General features: G+C 67.8%; 16 protein-coding genes. 6 read left to right on the top strand and 10 right to left on the bottom strand.

Going from position 1 to position 17,261, the window contains the following annotated elements; all coding sequences use genetic code 11:
- Nucleotides 1-371 precede the first annotated feature (371 nt).
- On the bottom strand, nucleotides 372-3,770 hold the full coding sequence (locus tag MKK54_RS24665; protein WP_244011966.1) for a glycosyltransferase: 3,399 nt from the start codon (nucleotides 3,768-3,770) through the stop codon (nucleotides 372-374).
- Nucleotides 3,771-3,845: 75 nt separating this feature from the next.
- On the opposite strand from MKK54_RS24665, the gene MKK54_RS14830 reads away from it, so the two are divergent.
- Nucleotides 3,846-4,139 carry a hypothetical protein gene (locus MKK54_RS14830; protein WP_244011965.1) on the top strand — a complete coding sequence of 98 codons (294 nt, stop codon included), beginning with the start codon at nucleotides 3,846-3,848 and terminating at the stop codon, nucleotides 4,137-4,139.
- A 451-nt stretch (nucleotides 4,140-4,590) separates the two neighbouring features.
- Here the strand turns inward: MKK54_RS14830 and MKK54_RS14825 are convergent, their stop codons facing one another.
- A complete protein-coding gene (locus tag MKK54_RS14825; RefSeq protein ID WP_244011964.1) occupies nucleotides 4,591-4,857 on the bottom strand; it encodes a DUF6894 family protein in 267 nt (88 codons plus the stop codon).
- 256 nt (nucleotides 4,858-5,113) lie between these two features.
- Between MKK54_RS14825 and MKK54_RS14820 the strand changes: the two genes are divergently transcribed.
- Complete coding sequence (locus MKK54_RS14820; protein ID WP_244011963.1) at nucleotides 5,114-5,947, top strand: YdcF family protein; 834 nt, start codon at nucleotides 5,114-5,116, stop codon at nucleotides 5,945-5,947.
- Here MKK54_RS14820 and MKK54_RS14815 read toward each other — a convergent pair.
- The 7 genes from MKK54_RS14815 to MKK54_RS14785 all read right to left on the bottom strand — a co-directional run bounded on the left by MKK54_RS14815 (nucleotide 5,905) and on the right by MKK54_RS14785 (nucleotide 11,424).
- Nucleotides 5,905-6,165, bottom strand: coding sequence for a DUF3253 domain-containing protein (locus MKK54_RS14815; protein WP_244012078.1), 261 nt, complete (start codon nucleotides 6,163-6,165; stop codon nucleotides 5,905-5,907). The genes MKK54_RS14820 and MKK54_RS14815 overlap by 43 nt on opposite strands.
- A 149-nt stretch (nucleotides 6,166-6,314) precedes the next feature.
- Entirely contained in the window at nucleotides 6,315-7,037 is a 723-nt protein-coding gene (locus MKK54_RS14810; RefSeq protein ID WP_244011962.1) for a DUF599 domain-containing protein, read from the bottom strand.
- Nucleotides 7,038-7,132: 95 nt separating this feature from the next.
- Entirely contained in the window at nucleotides 7,133-7,414 is a 282-nt protein-coding gene (locus tag MKK54_RS14805; protein ID WP_244011961.1) for an acylphosphatase, read from the bottom strand.
- Nucleotides 7,415-7,469: 55 nt separating this feature from the next.
- On the bottom strand, nucleotides 7,470-7,910 hold the full coding sequence (locus MKK54_RS14800) for a gamma-glutamylcyclotransferase family protein (RefSeq protein ID WP_244011960.1): 441 nt from the start codon (nucleotides 7,908-7,910) through the stop codon (nucleotides 7,470-7,472).
- A 58-nt stretch (nucleotides 7,911-7,968) separates the two neighbouring features.
- Complete coding sequence (locus MKK54_RS14795; RefSeq protein ID WP_244011959.1) at nucleotides 7,969-9,972, bottom strand: acetyl/propionyl/methylcrotonyl-CoA carboxylase subunit alpha; 2,004 nt, start codon at nucleotides 9,970-9,972, stop codon at nucleotides 7,969-7,971.
- Between the two features lie 224 nt (nucleotides 9,973-10,196).
- On the bottom strand, nucleotides 10,197-10,634 hold the full coding sequence (locus MKK54_RS14790) for a hypothetical protein (RefSeq protein ID WP_244011958.1): 438 nt from the start codon (nucleotides 10,632-10,634) through the stop codon (nucleotides 10,197-10,199).
- Nucleotides 10,635-10,980: 346 nt separating this feature from the next.
- Nucleotides 10,981-11,424 (bottom strand): Lrp/AsnC family transcriptional regulator, encoded by a 444-nt coding sequence (locus MKK54_RS14785; protein WP_244011957.1) that lies wholly within the window; start codon nucleotides 11,422-11,424, stop codon nucleotides 10,981-10,983.
- A gap of 179 nt (nucleotides 11,425-11,603) precedes the next feature.
- On the opposite strand from MKK54_RS14785, the gene MKK54_RS14780 reads away from it, so the two are divergent.
- Nucleotides 11,604-12,614: a 1-aminocyclopropane-1-carboxylate deaminase gene (locus MKK54_RS14780; RefSeq protein ID WP_244011956.1), complete on the top strand. Its 1,011-nt coding sequence runs from the start codon at nucleotides 11,604-11,606 to the stop codon at nucleotides 12,612-12,614.
- Nucleotides 12,615-12,634: 20 nt separating this feature from the next.
- Here the strand turns inward: MKK54_RS14780 and MKK54_RS14775 are convergent, their stop codons facing one another.
- Nucleotides 12,635-13,543, bottom strand: coding sequence for a LysR family transcriptional regulator (locus MKK54_RS14775; RefSeq protein WP_244011955.1), 909 nt, complete (start codon nucleotides 13,541-13,543; stop codon nucleotides 12,635-12,637).
- A 151-nt stretch (nucleotides 13,544-13,694) separates the two neighbouring features.
- Between MKK54_RS14775 and MKK54_RS14770 the strand changes: the two genes are divergently transcribed.
- From MKK54_RS14770 to MKK54_RS14760, 3 genes are all read left to right on the top strand, one after another.
- Nucleotides 13,695-15,221, top strand: coding sequence for an ABC transporter substrate-binding protein (locus MKK54_RS14770; protein ID WP_244011954.1), 1,527 nt, complete (start codon nucleotides 13,695-13,697; stop codon nucleotides 15,219-15,221).
- A gap of 69 nt (nucleotides 15,222-15,290) precedes the next feature.
- Nucleotides 15,291-16,205: an ABC transporter permease gene (locus MKK54_RS14765; protein WP_244011953.1), complete on the top strand. Its 915-nt coding sequence runs from the start codon at nucleotides 15,291-15,293 to the stop codon at nucleotides 16,203-16,205.
- 65 nt (nucleotides 16,206-16,270) lie between these two features.
- Entirely contained in the window at nucleotides 16,271-17,242 is a 972-nt protein-coding gene (locus MKK54_RS14760) for an ABC transporter permease (protein WP_244011952.1), read from the top strand.
- Nucleotides 17,243-17,261: the final 19 nt, after the last annotated feature.

Here is a 17,261-nt window from a genome sequence, read left to right as displayed (position 1 = left end):
AGCTTCGGATTTGGCTAAAGCCGATCGCTCAAATGCGACCTTCCGATTCAGCAGGTGATAAGGGATGCCGGTTTGCTACGAGTGCGCTACGCGCCGGCTGGAAGCTGCTCTAGTGAAGGGCTTTTCCATAGACGGATCGGCGGTGCCCGGGGACGGCTGCCTGCCGCTTAGAAGGCGGCTGCTCTATCCAGCTGAGCTACGGAGTCTGAGGGTGCCGGCGCCCAGAAGCCACGGGGGCCGGCTGGGGTCAAGTCTGTGGGCGGGGCAAGCTTCCATGACGGCAAAGTCGGTCCGGATGCCATGGTCCGGGTCCCCTCGCAAACCCGCCGCCCGCCCGTCGAACGCCCGTCGCCGGGAAGACCGCAACGCGCTCAATGCGGCAGCGCCGGAGCCGCGATGTCCGCCTGGGCGACCGCGATCAAGGCATCGTACAAGCCGACGAGCTCTCGCGCCTGATCGGCGGCGGTACGAATTGCGCGCGACGACGCGGGCGGAGGCGTCAGGAATCGGGAGCTGTCCTCGTTCATCTCCTGGAGGACCCGCCTGAGGGCATCGGCCGTGGAGACGTCGATGCGATATCCGGTCACGCCGTGCTCGATGTCTTCGCCGATCGCGCCGTGGTCGCTCGCGACGACCCACAGACCGGCCGCGCTGGCTTCCCGCGTCACGAGACCGAAGCTTTCCGGCCAGAGGGAGGGGGCGAGAAGGACGTCGAGCCGCGCATAGAGCGATGCGATCTCCTCCTGCCTGACCGGGCCGATCAGTTCGACGGTGGTCGCCCCCCAGGTTTCGAAGGTCCGGTGGCCGGACGGGTAGGCGTAATCGATCATCGTGAGGGTGAGGTGCCCGAAGCGACTCGTTCTGAGAACATGCTCGATCAGCGTCGCGCCCTTGTGCGAGGCCCGGTTTCCCACATGGCCCAGCCGGACGCGCCCGAACTCATTTGGCGGGCGCGGCAGCGTCCGGATCTGTGAGAGCCCGTTGGGGATCGCGGCGACCTTGGAGATGCCGGCCCTTCGATGAATCGCCTTGAAGCTGTCGGAGACGGTCAGCACCGCGTTCGCCGAGGCGAGGAGGCGCGCCAGCATTCGCCGGCGGCCGATGGCCGTGATGGGCGATCGTCCCCGCCTCGCAGGAACTTCCAGTTCGTCGGCCGATGGAAGCTCCGAGAGCCCGTCCTCGTCCGCGAGGAACTGGTGGTCCGAGATCCACCAGGCATCGTGAAGGGTCACCGCGTAGGGAATGCGGCGTGCGAGGGCCACCTCCACGACGCTGCCGGTCAGGCGCTGGATGCAGTGGAAGTGAATCAGGTCCGGCTTCATGCGATCGACGATCTCGGCGAAGATCCTGGCCGTCTCCGGATTGTGGGGGCGCCAATCCATGTCCACTTCCTGCGGCGTCGACATCCGGAACACGGGAATGCCCCGGTAGCTGTCGACGCGCAGGTTGTAGGGGTCCGAGACCCCGTCGTCGGCACATACCGCGCAGAGTTCGAGCCGGTCGCCGTGATGGTCGATGAAGTCGTCGACATTGTCGCGCACCACGCGCGTCGCGCCCCCGTGGGTTTGAGGCGGGAAGAAGACGTTGACGATCATCAGGCGCGTCTTGCGTGGGACGGCACGCGACGTCCGCGGACCGGTGTCCTCGATGTCCGGGGCGGCGGGGCCGAGGAGCCTGCGATAGGCCTCTGCGCCCACTTCGAGAGCGTACGCGCCCAGGGCCTTCCGCCGCGCGTTCTCGCCGATCGTCCGACGCATCGCGGCATCGCCGACCAGGGTGTCGAGCTTCTCGTGCCAGGCCTCCTGGTCGTGGACGATCAGCGCATCGACGCCGTCGACGAGGACGTTCTCGTAGGTGGCGGTCGCGCTCACGATGGAGGGAACACCGCTCACGGCCGCTTCCAACCACTTGATCTCGCTCTTGCAATCCGCCGCGAGGCTGCGGTCCAGCACGGCGATGTTGATGTCGACGCCGGACAGCACCTCCCAGTAATTCTGGATGTCGGCCGTGAACCCGATCTGCATGACCTGGTTCGAAACCGATCGAAAGGCGTCGTCCAGTTTGAGGTAGCCCGCGATCAGCAGCCGGGCGTGAGGATGCTTTCGCAGGACGCGCACGATCGCGTCGGAGGCCAGCCTGTTGAAGTCCCGGTTGTGTGCCTTGGTCCCGCTGCCGTAATAGATCGTGATCTTGTCGGGCTCGAACGACGTCGACCGACGGTGCAGGAAGGGCGCGTTGCGCGAGTCCAGCCCATTGCGCACGACGTAACAGATGGTTTCGCGAACGCGCGGCGCGACGAGGTCGGCCAGGGCCTCCGTCGACGCGAGGCCCGCGTCGCACATCCCCATCGCGTGCGCGAACAGCGGAACGCCATATTGAAGCCCGGCATAGTCCTCGCGCGTAATCTGATCTTCGAAGACCGCGTAAGGATCGGGATAATGCCGTTCATCGAAGATGAGGTCGTCGATATCGTAGTACGTCCTCAGGCCGAGGCCGCCCGCATAGACGAGCGCCCTGACGATTTCCGGAAAGGCGGCAACGCGGTAGAAGATCACGGCGGATGCGCGATTCAAGGCATCGTAAACGCCGTCGAGGGCGTGCTGGTTGAAGATCTCGACCTCGTAACCGGCCGCGCGGAGCTGCTCCGCCTTCTGTGTGACGCGATAGTGGTCGCATTGCACGAGATCACGGTTCGCGACGAGGATCACGGGCCCGCTTCGCGAAAGGGGCAGCGCGGCGGGAGGCGGGACGATCAGCCGGATCACCTCCGTCATGCATTCCAGAAAGCGTCGGACGGTGGCGTGGGCCTCCACCCCGTCACCGGCGGCGAACATGCCCTTCGCGGCCTCGGCGTTCTTCGAGAAGCAGACCTTCACGGCCTCGAAGGCCGAGCGCCTCCAATCCGCCGCGTGCCCTTGGGTCTGGGCGGAGCGGATGATCTGGTCCAGGGCGCCCCCGATGTCGTTCCGAACCCGGATCAGGCCGTCGACCGCGTGGATGTGGCTCCAGATGTTGCCGCCCGGATTGTTCGCGGCGAACAGGAAGTCGTCGAGCGCCCCGGCGGCGTCGCCGAGCGACAGCCGGGCATCGCCCCGCTTGTGGTGGACGGACGAGACCCCCGGCCTGATGGCGAGGGAGAGATCGCACGCCGTCCGGGCGAGCGCCGGATTGTTGCGAACGAGATGGAAATTGGCGACCTGCTCCAGCAGGCGGTCGCTCCCCTCCCCCTGGATCAGGTCGAGCCGGTCCTCGCTCCCCTCCTGAAGGAAATGCTCCAGCAGGAGGCAGCGGGCGCTCGCGGCGTTCCAGGTTGGCGCCAGGGCGGCGGGAATCCGGGTCAGGTAGGCCGCGGCATCGAAGCACGCGGGGAAGGTATCCGCCCCGATCAGACCCTTGAGGAAACCGCCCTCGTTCGGCGCCTCTCCGCGCCGGTGGCCGGCCGTCAGCCATTCGACGTAGAGGTCCGCATCCGACACCTCCCGCCGCTCCGGCGGCACGATGTGTCTGTAGAACGCCGGATCGAAGCGACCGTCCATCGATAAGGGAGCGAGCCGTTCGACGCCTCGGTCGAGGAAGGCAGCCAGAGCCGCATCGCGCGTGCGGATCGCGGGATCGAGCCAGTCCGCATTGATCAACCGGAACTCATGGAGGACGAGCCGATCCTTCCAGGCGGCATCGTCGGCCAGGCGGGCCAGCCGAGCGGACCTCGCGTCGAACGGACCGGTGGTCTTCGAAACCGGAGCGGGGCCCCGATCCATCGGTTTGGACACGCGCGCATCGGACTCCGCGTGCGATGATGGATCATCGCGGTACGCGCGCCCCTCATGCTGCCCGTAGCGGAGGTAATGGCTCTGCAACTCCCAGTCCTGCGTCAGGGACGCGAGATCCGGATGGCGTCGACGATAGAGTGTCGCGTCGAAATCGACCGGAAGCTCGCCCTGCTCGAGCCGGACCTGTCTCAGCAATTCGCCGCTGCTGCCCGGTCGACCTTCGCGGGCTCCGTAATCGACGTAATGCCGATGGAGGTCCTGTGGATTCGTGAGATGCTTCAGATCGTGATGATGATGCCGATAGAATGCCGCGTCGAATGCCGTTTCGACAGCAGAAGTTTCACGCCTATCAGCTTCGGCAAGCACTGACCGCGCGGGTTCAGGTTTGACGCGATTGGCTATCTTTCCGATCTTCTCAAAGAAGCGCTGCGCCATCGCAATACAATGCCCTCGCGCGGTCGAAGGCCCGCAGCACTGTCTCGTTCCTATCAGTGTCAGTTTCGGATTTCAAATTGATGAAAAACGAAGACTGTATTTTCAGCGCATACAGGAATGGCGATGATGTCTTGATGCTCTGAAATCATGAATTATTTTGCAATAAACATTGCGCATGGGCAGTCGTTGCTTCTGCCGGCTATCAATCCGACGTAACTTCGGAAATGCCATTCCGGCTTACGGCACGAAAGATTCTCGCAACGGAACGCGCCAAGAACGGAGACCATCTCACCGATCCGGCGAACGATGCGGCCGGCACGGCATGCCCGCCTGGTGATATCGGCGCTCGCAGGTCCCATGCCGTGTCGGCGAGGGACCGTGGGACTCAGGACTCCTCGCGCGGATTCTCGATCGATGCATCGACCCGCTGCACGTCCAGGGACAGGTGGGCACGATAGAGCACCACCGCCGCCTCGTCGCGCACGATCGCGAGATAATCCTGGCGCTCGGTCTCGGCGCTGAATTCCTGCGCGATCTTGGCCATGATCCGCACGAGTTTCCCGCGCACGGCGGATTCGTCGGTGAGTTCGAAGCCGACCTCGTCCTTGACGAAGTGCGATCCGTCATGGAGATCGATGTAGTAGCGAGACATGAAACCAGATATCCGTGGGAATTTATCCCACCATTGTGGTTAACCTAAGCTGTTCGTTTCCGCAGCGCAATAACGCTTCGCCGTCCCGTCCGATCGCGAAACATTCTACCACCACGTGCATGGCGGTAGCGTTTCGCCTGAATCGGCTCGACGGCGCGCGCCAAGGCATAACCTCATATGGATCGCCGGTCATGCGGGACAGACCGTCGGCGCATGCGGTATCACGCCCTACCTTCCGCCAGCCCCGGCCGCCGCGATGTTCTTTCCGCTCTCGAAGCTGCTTTTCTTCCTGGTCACGCCGTCCAACGCTCTCGCGCTTTTGATCGTCGCTGGGCTCGGTCTCGCGGCGGCCGGGTGGCTGCGGCTCGGCCTCGGCCTCGGCCTGATCGGGGCCGTCCTGATGCTCGTGGCGGGCTTCTCACCGCTCGCCGGTCTCGTCGCCCTGCCGCTGGAGCAGCGCTTTCCCGAATATGCGGGAGGTGACGAGCCGGTGACCGGGATCATCGTGCTCGGGGGTGCCATCGAGACGCGTATCTCGGCGGCGCGGCGCCAGCTCGTCGTCAACGACGCCGCGGAGCGCCAGATCGCCATGGCGGACCTCGCCCGGCGCTACCCGCAGAGCCGCCTCGTCTTCAGCGGCGGCAGCGGCAGCCTCGGTGGCGGCGGCGTCTCGGAATCCGAGATCGTCGGCCGCTACGCCGACACGATGGGTCTGCCGCGCACGCGCCTGATCCTGGAGGACCGCTCCCGCAACACCCACGAGAACGCGGCCTTCACGGCGGAGATGGTCAGGCCACGGCCGGGCGAGCGCTGGCTCCTCGTCACCTCGGCCTGGCACATGCCCCGAGCCATCGGCTGCTTCCGCCGGGCGGGGTTCGACGTCACCGCCTATCCGGTCGATTACCGCACGGGCGGCGTCGACGACGGCGTGCGCTTCAACGGCTTCGCCTCGGAAGGATTGTCGCTCCTCGACCTGATGGCGAAGGAGTGGCTCGGCCTCGTCGCCTATCGGCTCGCCGGCTACACCGACGCCCTCCTGCCGGCGCCTCAGGCCTCGTCGATGGCGGCCGAGACGGCGCCGAGCCGGTAGATCCCGCGGAAATCGTCGGGATCCTCCACGGGCTTGCCCTTGCGCAGGATCGCGACCTCGCCCGCCTTGGTCATGCGCACGGCGACGCGGCGCACCGGCTGCATCAGCGGGCTCCAGGCCTCGGGCTGCGGCCCGCCGAGTTCCCGCGCCACCTCCGAGGGGCAGACGGTCTTGCCGGGATCGCGCGCCGCGACGAGGCGCAGGATCGTCTCGGCGATGGCCTCCTCGGAGGCGCCCTTGCGCTCGGGCTTGCCCGCCGCCCGCGCGGCCGGCTTCGGCGCGGCTTGCGGCGCGGGTTTCGCCGCCGGGCCGGGGGGCGGCTTCTTCGGGGAGGAGGTGCGCTGGCGCGTCGGCTTCTTGGGAATCGTCATGGTGTCCACCCCTGCCCTGTCCCGTCGTCTTCCGCCAGCAGGGCCGCGCGGATTTTCGAGGCGAATTGCCGGCGCCACATCACCAGAACCACCGCCGTGGTGGTCAGCATGAGCAGCCACGGGCTCACGAACCAGCCGAGATACGCGAGCGCGAAGAAGAAAGCCCGCTGTCCGCGCGCGAAGTGGCTACCGGCGGCGATGTTCATCGCCGCCGCCCGGCGTGCCGCCCGCTCCGCCTGCGCGGCCGTCGCGCCCGAACCCTTCGGCGGCACCGCGCCGAGCAGGATCGCCCCGTAATTGAACAGTCGGTAGGCCCAGGAGAACTTGAAGAAGGCGTAGACGAACACGACCGCGAGGCCCGCGACCTTGATCTCCCAGGTGACCCGCGTGGCGATGGCGCCGAAGGGCAGAGACCCGAACAGGGTGAGCACGTCGTCGCCCGAGCGCGACAGGGTGAGCACGCCGCCGAGCGCGATCAGCGAGGTGGAGGCGAAGAAGGCCGTGCCGTTCTGCAGCGAGGCGTTGATGGTGGTGTCGACCACGCGGTTGTCGCGTCCGATGAGCTGGCGGGTCCACTCGATGCGCTGCGCGTTCATGATCTGGCTGAGGCTCGTCCGCCGGCCGCGCATGCGCGCCACGGCGACGCCGTACCCGGCCCAGGCCGCGATGAAGTAGCAGAGCGCCGCGAGGTCGAGGGTGGAGAAGTCTGCGGTCAACATCGCGTCCGGTCTCGCCGCGGCCTGGCCGCCGCCCGTCCCGGGGGCGCTAGCGCGGATGCCGGCGCGCTGTCCAGCCACGCCGCCGGCGGGGCGGCTCAGCGGATCGCGAAACCGGCCGCCGGAACCGTGTCGCCGGGCCCGGTGATGGCGACGTCCGTTACCCGGGCGCCGGGTGGTCCGTGCCGGCAGGCCTCCAGCATCCGCGCCACGGCGTCGGGTGTGCCTGAGAACACCGCCTCCACCGTGCCGTCCGGCCGGTTGCGCACGTGCCCCGACAGACCGAGGCGACCGGCCTCGCCCTGCGCCCACATTCGATAGCCGACGCCCTGGACCCGGCCGGACACGACGACCGCGACGGTTCGAAGCTCGGATGACATGCAGCCGTCTCCTCTCGGCGCCCCGTTGCGACCATGGCCCGCTCCGGGCACCGCTTCAACGCGTCCGCCGAACCTGACCGGACTGCCAGGTTCGCAGCTCGGCGCGGTAGGCGGGCGGCAGCTGCGCGGCGTCCGCCGCCGCGAGCACCGCTTCGAGGTAGCCCGGCCGGGGCGCGCCCGTGGTGCTCGTGCCTCCGAGATAGATCAGCGCGCGCTTCGAGCCACCCGGCACCGAGACCGGCTGCGACGCCTTGATGTAGAGGCCGGACGCGACGCCCTCGTAGCGGTCGAGCGCCGGCACGTCGCCGAGGGACAGGTCCCAGAGCACGCCCCAGACAGTGGCGCGGGGATCGCGCACCACCGAGGCGTAGCCCTCGCGCATGATGATGAAGCGGTGCCGGTTCAGCCGCCCCTGCCCGATCAGCGTCGAGCGCGGGCAGCGCGCCGCCATCGCGGCGGCGTCCATGTTCGCGCCGTAGGCGAAATAGAGGGGCATGCCTGCTCCGTGGTCGCCCGCCGCGACCGAAACCAGTCTGTCGCGGCGGGCCGAATCCTCAGGCGAATTCGAGGATCACCGCATCGACCGCGAGGCTGTCGCCCTCCTTCGCGGCGATCTTGGCGATCGTGGCGTCGCGCTCGGCGCGCAGCACGTTCTCCATCTTCATCGCCTCGACGATGGCGAGCGGCTCGCCGTTCTTCACCTCCTGGCCTTCCTTCACCAGGATCGCCTTGACGAGGCCCGGCATCGGGCAGAGCACCTGCTTGCCGGAGCCCGCATCCTCCTTGACCGGCATCAGGGCGGCGAGCGCGGCCTCGCGCTGCGTGTAGACGCGGGCCTGCGCCGCCGCGCCCGCATGCTGGAGCGCCACGCCGTTGAGGAGGCCGCGCACCTGCATGGCGACGCGGGTGCCGGCGATCTCGCCCTGCCAGACCGGCTCGCCCGGGCGCCAGTCGCTCGACACCGTCCAGCTCCGGCCGTCCTCGGCCTTGACGATGAGGCTGGCGCCGACCGCCTCGACGGTGACCGGGTAGGATTCGCCCGCCAGCACCACGACGCGCTCGCGCTCGAAATGCAGCAGGGCCGGATCGCGCATCTGGCCGGAGATGCCGCGCTTGCGCTGGTTCATCTTGTGGTCGATCGCGGCGGCGGCGGCGGCCATGCGCAGGGCGACCTCGCCCTTCGGCTCGGGCGCCGTGAAGCCCTCCGGGAACTCCTCGGCGATGAAGCCGGTGGAGAGGTTGCCCGAGCGCCAGCGCGGATGCGCCATCAGGGCGGACAGGAACGGGATGTTGTGGCGGATGCCGTCGATGGCGAAGGCGTCCAGCGCCTCGCCCTGCGATTCGATGGCCTCGGCGCGGGTCGGCGCCCAGGTCACGAGCTTGGCGATCATCGGATCGTAGTGGATCGCGATCTCGCCGCCCTCCTCCACGCCGGTGTCGTTGCGCACCGTGGCGCCGCCGAACTTCCCCTCTTCCGGCGGCCGGTAGGTGGTCAGGCGCCCGATGGAGGGCAGGAAGTTGCGGGTCGGGTCCTCGGCATAGACGCGGCTCTCGACGGCCCAGCCGTTCAGCGTCACGTCGGCCTGTCCCAGCGGCAGCGCCTCGCCGGCCGCGACCCGGATCATCAGCTCCACGAGGTCGAGCCCGGTGATCATCTCGGTGACCGGGTGCTCCACCTGGAGCCGGGTGTTCATCTCGAGGAAGTAGAACGACTTGTCCTGGCCCGCGACGAACTCGACCGTGCCGGCGGAATCGTAGTTCACGGCTTTTGCCAGTGCCACGGCCTGCTCGCCCATCTTGGCGCGGGTGGCCTCGTCGAGGAGCGGCGACGGGGCCTCCTCGATCACCTTCTGGTTCCGGCGCTGGATCGAGCACTCGCGCTCGCCGAGATAGATCACGTTGCCGTGCTTGTCGCCGATCACCTGGATCTCGATGTGGCGCGGGTCGGTGATGAACTTCTCCACGAAGACGCGGTCGTCGCCGAAGGACGAGGCGGCCTCGGACTTGGCGCGGGCGAAGCCCTCGGCCACCTCCCCCGACGAGTGCGCGATGCGCATGCCCTTGCCGCCGCCGCCGGCCGAGGCCTTGATCATGACCGGGTAACCGATCTCGTCCGCGATGGTGACCGCGTGCTCGGGGCTCTCGATCACGCCGAGGAAGCCCGGCACGGTGGAGACGTTGGCGGCGGAAGCCGCCTTCTTCGACTCGATCTTGTCGCCCATCGCGGCGATCGCGCCGGGATTGGGGCCGATGAAGACGATGCCGGCCGCCTCCAGGGCGCGGGGAAAGGATTCGCGCTCGGACAGGAAGCCGTAGCCGGGATGGACCGCCTGCGCGCCGGTCTTCTTGCAGGCCTCGATGATCTTCTCGGCCAGAAGGTAGGACTGCGCCGCCGGGGCGGGGCCGATATGCACGGCCTCGTCGGCCATGGCGACGTGGAGGGCATCGCGGTCGGCGTCCGAGTAGACCGCGACCGTCTTGATGCCCATGCGCCGGGCGGTCTTGATGATGCGACAGGCGATCTCGCCACGGTTCGCGATCAGAATCTTCTCGAACATCTTTCCGCGCACTCTGGTCGGTTGGATAAGGTGTGGCGCCTCGAAACGCCCAAGCTCGTCCCCGTTAAAGCAGTTATGCGGCTTCGGGAAGCTGATGGATCCGGGACCTCCAGAGTTTTAGAGCGTGCGGTGCCGAGACGATCGGCGTGCGGCGCACCATTGGATTTTGTATGCGTTCGCCGTGAGCCTGTACCGCCCGAAAAACGGGTGGGTCTTCGCCCGGTTCAGGCGGCGAGGCGGATCGGCGCGGGCATCGTCGTATCGTCGCGGCGGCGGTTCGCGGCCAGCGCGAAGGCGATCAGCGCCTCGTCGCTGGCCTGGGCCTCGCGAACTACCTCGCGGGCGATCCGGGCGGCGAGCGGGGTCGGGCCGCTGCCGTTGCGCAGGGAGCCGACCAGCCAGCGCGCCACGTCGCCGTCGATGTAGCCGGTGGGCCGCTCGCCCCAGACCGCGAAGTCCACGACCGAGGCCACGAGGTAGTCGCCGAAGGCGGCATCGCTCGCCGTCACGACGCGGTCGAGGGCGATCAGCATGTCGGCCTCGTCGCGGCTGGTGAAGCCGTCGGGGAGCACGTGGCGGGTGAGCGCCTGCACGTCCTCGGCGGTGATGCGGCCGGCGGCGACGATACGGTTACAGAAAACCTGAAGCGAAAGGTTGATCATGTCTTGATGCTCCCCCGGCTTTGTCTTGGCCGGTCTGTGTGTCTGTCGATGGTTCGACTATGCAGGACGGCATCGTTCAAGCAGTTAACGGCCAAATCTGAATCGACGTTCAGGTTAAAGCCCGCTCACGAATGAGCGTTTCGAAAAGATGACCTCGCGCGCCGCAACGCTCGAGGCCGGTGGCCCATCTGCGCTCGGGATGGGCTCTCGGGATGGGTGCCGTTCGGCCCGTCCGCCGGGAGGTTTGTCGATCCTGGTGCCGGGGGCGCGCCGTGCGGAGTCTGGGGCCCTCGGCCAACCCGCCCCGTCCTAGCCATGCACGCCTGGGCGGGTCACGGGACCTCGCTCAGAGATCGAGCGGCGCGTTGTCGACGACTTCCTTCATCACGAAGAAGGTCCGCGTCTGGCGCACGCCCGGCAGCGCGATCAGGGTGTTGCTGTGGAGCCGGTTGAAACCCGCCATGTCGCGAACGCGGATCTTGAGAAAATAATCGAAGTCGCCGGCGACGAGATGGCAGTCCAGCACCATGGGCATCGCCGAGGCGGCGGCCTCGAAGGCGGCGAAGCTCTCCGGTGTCGAGCGGTCCAGCACCACGCCGACGATCACGAGGGAGCCCCGGCCGATCTTCTCCGGCGCGATCTGTGCGCGCACGCCGCGGATGTAGCCCTCGTCGAACAGCCGCTGCGTGCGCCGGTGGCAGGTGGCCGCGCTCGTATTCACCCGCTTGGCGATCTCGGAATTGCCCATGCGGCCGTCGGCCTGGAGCAGGCGGAGGATCTTCAGGTCCATCCTGTCGAGCGCAGGGCCGATGGAAGAGTCTTTCGTCATCATCGAAAAAAATGAAACGTGTGCAGGGCGTGGCGACCTGTGGAGCCGAAACCTACGGTATTCCCGCCCGAAATTCGAGAGCACCTTTCGCGGGTCCTTTGCTAACTTTTCGCCAGCCCACCCGTGAGGACACCGTCACCATGCTTTCGAAATTCGAGCGCTACCCCCTGACCTTCGGCCCGAGCCCGATCGAGAAGCTTTCGCGGCTCACCGACCATCTCGGCGGCGAGGTGGAGATCTACGCCAAGCGCGAGGATTGCAATTCGGGTCTCGCCTATGGCGGCAACAAGCTGCGCAAGCTCGAATACATCGTGCCCGACGCCATCGCGAGCGGAGCCGACACCCTGGTCTCCATCGGCGGCGTGCAGTCGAACCACACCCGCATGGTCGCGGCGGTGGCCGCCAAGATCGGCATGAAGTGCCGGCTGATCCAGGAAGCCTGGGTGCCGCACGAGGACGCGGTCTACGACCGGGTCGGCAACATCCTCCTGTCGCGCATCATGGGCGCGGAGACGCAGCTCGTGGACGATGGCTTCGACATCGGCATCCGCGAGAGCTGGAAGGCGGCCCTGGAGGACGTGAAGGCCAAGGGCGGCAAGCCCTACGCGATCCCGGCCGGCGCCTCGGTGCACAAGTTCGGCGGTCTCGGTTACGTGGGCTTCGCCGAGGAGGTGCGCGCGCAGGAGGCCGAGATGGGCCTGCACTTCGACTACATCGTGGTCTGCACCGTCACGGGCTCGACCCATGCGGGCATGGTGGTGGGCTTTGCCGCCGACGGGCGCGCCCGCAACGTCATCGGCATCGACGCGTCCTTCACCCCCGCCCAGACCAAGGCCCAGGTCCTGGACATCGCCCAGAAGACGGCCGCCCTGATCGGTGCGCCCGAGATCGTGGCCGACGACGTGGTGCTGAACGAGGACTACGCCTATCCGGTCTACGGCGTCCCGTCGCGGGAGACCATCGAGGCGATCCGCCTCTCGGCGCGCCTCGAGGCCATGATCACGGACCCGGTCTACGAGGGGAAGTCCATGCAGGGGATGATCGACCTCGTCCGGAAGGGCTTCTTCCCCAAGGGCTCGAAGGTGCTCTACGCCCATCTCGGCGGTGCGCCCGCCCTGAACGGCTACAGCTACACGTTCCGGAACGGATGACGGATCCAGCCACCGGATCGTCAGACGCCGCCGGGCGCCACCGGCGGCAGGGCGGCGACGAGCTGGCGTAGGAAGGCCTGGGCCGCGTGCGGCAGCTTCCGGTCGCGCATGACCTGGACCTGGATGCCCCGGACCAGGCTCGCCCGCGACCGCACCGGGATGCAGACGAGTTCGCCGAGGCGCACCGGCGTCTGCACGGACAGCGCCGACATCAGCGCCAAGCCCTTCGTCCGCCGCACGAAGGGCAGCAGGGCGGAGAGGATGTTGGCCGTCAGCGTCGGCTCGATGGCGATGCCTTCCGCGAGGCAGGCCGCGTCGAAGACCCGCCTCGCGGTGGTGTCGAGGGTCGGCACCGCGATCGGATAGGCCTTCAGGTCGGAGAGCTGGATCGAGGGCCGGCACGCCAGGGGATGATCGGGCGCGCTCAGCGCCACCATCTCGACGGCGTTGTCGTACGCGACCGTGACGAGGCTCGACGGGGCCATGGCGAAGGTGATGCCGATATCGGCGTCCCCCGCCGCCACCACGTGCGTGACCTGGGCGGGGGGCAGCATCTGCACCTCGAAGCGGATGCCCGGATAGGCGGAATGGAATTCCGCGATGGCGTTCGGCAGCAGGTCCAGGGCGAAGCCCTCTGAGGTGGCGACGCGGATGAAGCCGCGCGCCAAACCCTGCAGTTCCTGGATCTCGGCGGCCACCTGTTCGGCGCGGATCAGGGTCTGGTGGGCGTGCGCGGCCAGCAACTCGCCGGCCGGGCTCGGCACCATGCCCCGGGGCCGCCGCTCGAACAGAACGCAGTCGAGCTCGGCTTCGAGATTGGCGATCTGCCGGCTGATCGCCGAGGCCGCGACGTTCAACTGAGACGAGGCGGCCGCGATCGACCCGGTTCGGGCGACAGCCAGGAAATAGCGCAGGCTCGAAATCTGCATCGATCCTCTCCGTTGCCGGATCGGCACGGCACCCATCGCGAAATTCTACTTGTTGCGATGCAAAATGCACAACACCATGGCACGACGAAAAAAGCGGCACAGCACATCGTCCGGCACTCCGCCGGGCTCGAGGGCGAGAGGAACCGGGATCATGGCGCGACACATCTCGACGGCGAGCGCCGCACTCACCCTGCTGATGCTCGCGAGCAGCGTTCCGGCCCTGGCCGGCAAGGCGGACGACACCCTGGTCTATGCCTCCGATACCGAGCCGGAGAACGTCAGCCCGTACCACAACAGCGCCCGCGAGGGCGTCATCCTGGCCCGCAACGTCTGGGACACCCTGATCTACCGCGACCCGAAGACCGGGGCGTACCAGCCGATGCTGGCCACGGCCTGGACGTGGGTCGATCCCACCACCCTGGAATTGACGCTGCGCGAGGGCGTGACCTTCCACAACGGCGACGCGTTCGGCCCCGAGGACGTGGCCTTCACCTTCAACTACGTGCTCACGCCGGAAGCCCGTACGGTGACGAAGCAGAACGTCGATTGGATGAAATCGACGGAGGTGGTGGATGCCCGCACCGTTCGCATACACCTCAAGACCGCTTTCCCGGCGGCCCTCGAATACCTTGCCGGTCCGACCCCGATCTTTCCGGCGGCCTACTTCAAGAAGGTGGGCCTCGACGGCTTCGCCAAGGCGCCCGTCGGCACCGGCCCCTATCGCATCACGGCCGTCGAGAACGGTCGCGGCGTGAAGATGGAGCGCTTTACCAAGTACTGGCCCGGCAGCCCCATCGGAACGCCGAAGATCGGCAAGCTCGAATTCCGCGTCATCCCCGACGCCGACAGCCGCATGGCGGAACTCGTCACCGGCGGCATCGACTGGATCTGGCGGGTGCCGAGCGACCAGGCCGATCAGCTGAAAAGCGCTCCGAACATCGCGGTGCTCAGCGCCGAGACCATGCGCGTCGGCTTCCTGCAGTTCGATACCCTGGGCCGGGCCAAGGAGAACTCGCCGCTCAAGGATCCGCGCGTCCGCCAAGCGATCTCCTACGCCATCGACCGCAAGGCGATGGTCGACAACCTCGTGCGGGGCGGCAGCCGCGTGATGAACGCGGCCTGCTTCATCGATCAGTTCGGCTGCACCGACGAGGGCGTGACGCGCTACGGCTACGATCCGGCCAAGGCCAGGGCGCTGCTGAAGGAGGCCGGCTATCCCAACGGCTTCGAGATCGATCTCGGCGCCTATCGCGAGCGCGACTATGCCGAAGCGGTGATCGGATACCTGCGCGCCGTGGGCATCACCGCCCGGCTAAACTACCTGCGCTACGCGGCCCTGCGCGACCTCATCCGCGGCGGAAAGGTGTCCATCGCCTTCCAGACCTGGGGCTCGTTCTCCGTGCTCGACGTCTCCGCCTTCACCGGCGTCTACCTCAAGGGCGGCGACGAGGACCTCACCAAGGACCCCGAGACCATCGCGGCTCTGCAGGCGGGCGACGGCGCCGTCGATCCGGCGGTGCGCAAGGCGAAGTACGCCGAGGCGCTCAAGCGCATCGCGGCCCAGGCCTACATCCTGCCGCTGTTCTCCTACTCGACCAATTACGCCTTCACCCAGGACCTCGCCTTCACGGCGCAGCCCGACGAACTGCCGCGCTTCTACGCGGCCAGCTGGAAGTAGCGTTTCGCGGTCCCACGGCCGCCGTGGGACCTGGACCGCACACCCCTCACCGACCGGAGGAGCCGGCCCATGCTCAGATTCATGCTGCAACGCGTGCTCGTCGCCATCGCGGTGGCCGTGACCGTATCGGTGGCGAGCTTCATGCTGCTCCACCTGTCCGGTGACCTCGCCGCGGCCATCGCCGGCCCCGAGGCGACCGCCGCCCAGGTCGAGGCGATCCGTGTCCAGCACGGGCTGAACCAGCCGATCCTGGCGCAGTTCCTCGCTTGGGCGGCCCGCGCGATCCGGCTCGATTTCGGAAACTCGTTCTACTTCCGCGAGAGCGTGATCGCGCTGCTGGCGTCCCGCATGCCCATCACCCTGCTCCTCGGGGTGGTGGCCCTGGCCGTCGCCCTGTTCGTGGCGATCCCGCTGGGCGTGCTGGCGGCGGTCAAGCGCGGCACCTGGATCGACCGGGCCGCCCTGTCGGTCTCGGTGCTGGGCCAGGCGATGCCGAGCTTCTGGTTCGGCCTGACCCTGATCATGATCTTCTCCGTGAACCTGCGCTGGCTGCCGGTCTCGGGCAACACGACGTGGAAACACTTCGTCCTGCCGGCGGTGGCCCTCGGCTACTACGCCATGCCGGCGGTGATGCGCCTCACCCGCAACGGCATGCTGGAGGTGCTGGCCTCCGACTACGTCCGCACGGCCCGGGCCAAGGGCCTGCCCCCGCGCAAGATCCTGATCCGGCACGCCCTGCGCAACGCCGTGATCCCGGTCATCGCGCTGGCCGCCGTCCAGTTCGGCTTCATGCTCGGCGGCTCCATCGTCATCGAGGCGGTGTTCTCGCTCCAGGGGCTCGGGCAGCTCGCCTGGGAGTCCATCGCCCGCAACGATTTCCCCGTGGTCCAGGCGATCGTGCTGGTCCTGGCCATGATCTACATCGTCCTGACGCTGGCCGCCGACCTGCTCAACGCCTTCCTCGATCCCCGGCTGCGGCAATGACCCGCCCGCCCGCCGCCGCTTCCACCTCTCCCGGCCTACAGGGGACGCCCGTGTCCGATGCGCTGATGACCACGCCGTCGATCGCCACGCCCGATTTCGTGACGCCACAGGTGGTGACACCGCAGATCCTGGCCCCTCGGGGCGATGCGGCGAGCCGGGCCGACGCCCTGCCGGCGGCGCGCTCGCCGACGGCCCTGGCGCTCCGGCGCGGCCTCGGCCACGGCGGCTTCCTGATCGGCGCCGGCATCCTGAGCCTCATCGTGCTGGCGGCGCTGGCAGCCCCGCTCATCGCGCCGCACGATCCCTACGCCCAGGACGTCTCGCGCCGCCTGATCCCGCCGATCTGGAACGCCAAGGGGACCTGGGACCACGTGCTCGGCACCGACAAGCTCGGACGCGACTACCTGAGCCGCCTGATCTACGGCAGTCAGATCTCCCTCCTGATCGGCTTGGCCTCGGCCGTCATCTCGGGGATCATCGGGACGACCCTCGGGGTCTGCGCCGGCTATTTCGGCGGCCGGGTCGATGCCGTGGTGAGCTACGTCGTCACCACGCGGCTCGCCATGCCGGTGGTCCTCGTGGCCCTGGCCATGGCCTCCCTGGTGGGCGGCTCGCTGAAGGTGGTGGTCCTCGTGCTCGGCTTTCTCCTGTGGGACCGCTTCGCCGTCGTCACCCGGGCGGCGACCCGCCAGATCCGCGACCAGGACTTCATCGCGGCGGCCCGCGCCACGGGCTTCTCGAACGCCCGCATCCTGTTCCAGGAGGTGCTGCCCAACATCCTCAATGCCCTGATCGTGGTGGCGACCCTGGAGATGGCCCACGCGATCCTGCTGGAGGCCGCCCTGTCGTTCCTCGGCCTCGGCGTTCAGCCGCCGCTGCCGTCCTGGGGCCTGATGATCGCGGAGGGCAAGCCGTACATGTTCTTCCAGCCCTGGGTCATCACCATTCCGGGCGTGGCCCTCCTGAGCCTCGTGCTGGGCATCAACCTGCTGGGCGACGGCGTGCGCGACATCACGGCCCCCGAGGGCCGGCGCTGAGGCCACCCATTACCCCTCC

Origin of the sequence: Methylobacterium sp. J-068 (assembly GCF_022829445.1) — a bacterium.
Lineage (GTDB): Bacteria > Pseudomonadota > Alphaproteobacteria > Rhizobiales > Beijerinckiaceae > Methylobacterium.
The sequence above is the reverse complement of the archived record's forward strand: the minus strand, read 5'-3'. Positions and strand labels throughout refer to the sequence as shown.

Bases quoted from the DNA above. Each gene is read 5' to 3' on its own strand.
- MKK54_RS14825 (WP_244011964.1), bottom strand. From the start codon at position 4,857: ATGTCTCGCTACTACATCGATCTCCATGACGGATCGCACTTCGTCAAG.
- MKK54_RS14805 (WP_244011961.1), bottom strand. From the start codon at position 7,414: ATGTCATCCGAGCTTCGAACCGTCGCGGTCGTCGTGTCCGGCCGGGTC.
- MKK54_RS14770 (WP_244011954.1), top strand. From the start codon at position 13,695: ATGGCGCGACACATCTCGACGGCGAGCGCCGCACTCACCCTGCTGATG.
- MKK54_RS14800 (WP_244011960.1), bottom strand. From the start codon at position 7,910: ATGCCCCTCTATTTCGCCTACGGCGCGAACATGGACGCCGCCGCGATG.
- MKK54_RS14780 (WP_244011956.1), top strand. From the start codon at position 11,604: ATGCTTTCGAAATTCGAGCGCTACCCCCTGACCTTCGGCCCGAGCCCG.
- MKK54_RS14765 (WP_244011953.1), top strand. From the start codon at position 15,291: ATGCTCAGATTCATGCTGCAACGCGTGCTCGTCGCCATCGCGGTGGCC.
- MKK54_RS14760 (WP_244011952.1), top strand. From the start codon at position 16,271: ATGACCACGCCGTCGATCGCCACGCCCGATTTCGTGACGCCACAGGTG.
- MKK54_RS14830 (WP_244011965.1), top strand. From the start codon at position 3,846: ATGGCTCTGCAACTCCCAGTCCTGCGTCAGGGACGCGAGATCCGGATG.
- MKK54_RS14785 (WP_244011957.1), bottom strand. From the start codon at position 11,424: ATGGACCTGAAGATCCTCCGCCTGCTCCAGGCCGACGGCCGCATGGGC.
- MKK54_RS14795 (WP_244011959.1), bottom strand. From the start codon at position 9,972: ATGTTCGAGAAGATTCTGATCGCGAACCGTGGCGAGATCGCCTGTCGC.
- MKK54_RS14790 (WP_244011958.1), bottom strand. From the start codon at position 10,634: ATGATCAACCTTTCGCTTCAGGTTTTCTGTAACCGTATCGTCGCCGCC.
- MKK54_RS14810 (WP_244011962.1), bottom strand. From the start codon at position 7,037: ATGTTGACCGCAGACTTCTCCACCCTCGACCTCGCGGCGCTCTGCTAC.
- MKK54_RS14820 (WP_244011963.1), top strand. From the start codon at position 5,114: ATGTTCTTTCCGCTCTCGAAGCTGCTTTTCTTCCTGGTCACGCCGTCC.
- MKK54_RS14775 (WP_244011955.1), bottom strand. From the start codon at position 13,543: ATGCAGATTTCGAGCCTGCGCTATTTCCTGGCTGTCGCCCGAACCGGG.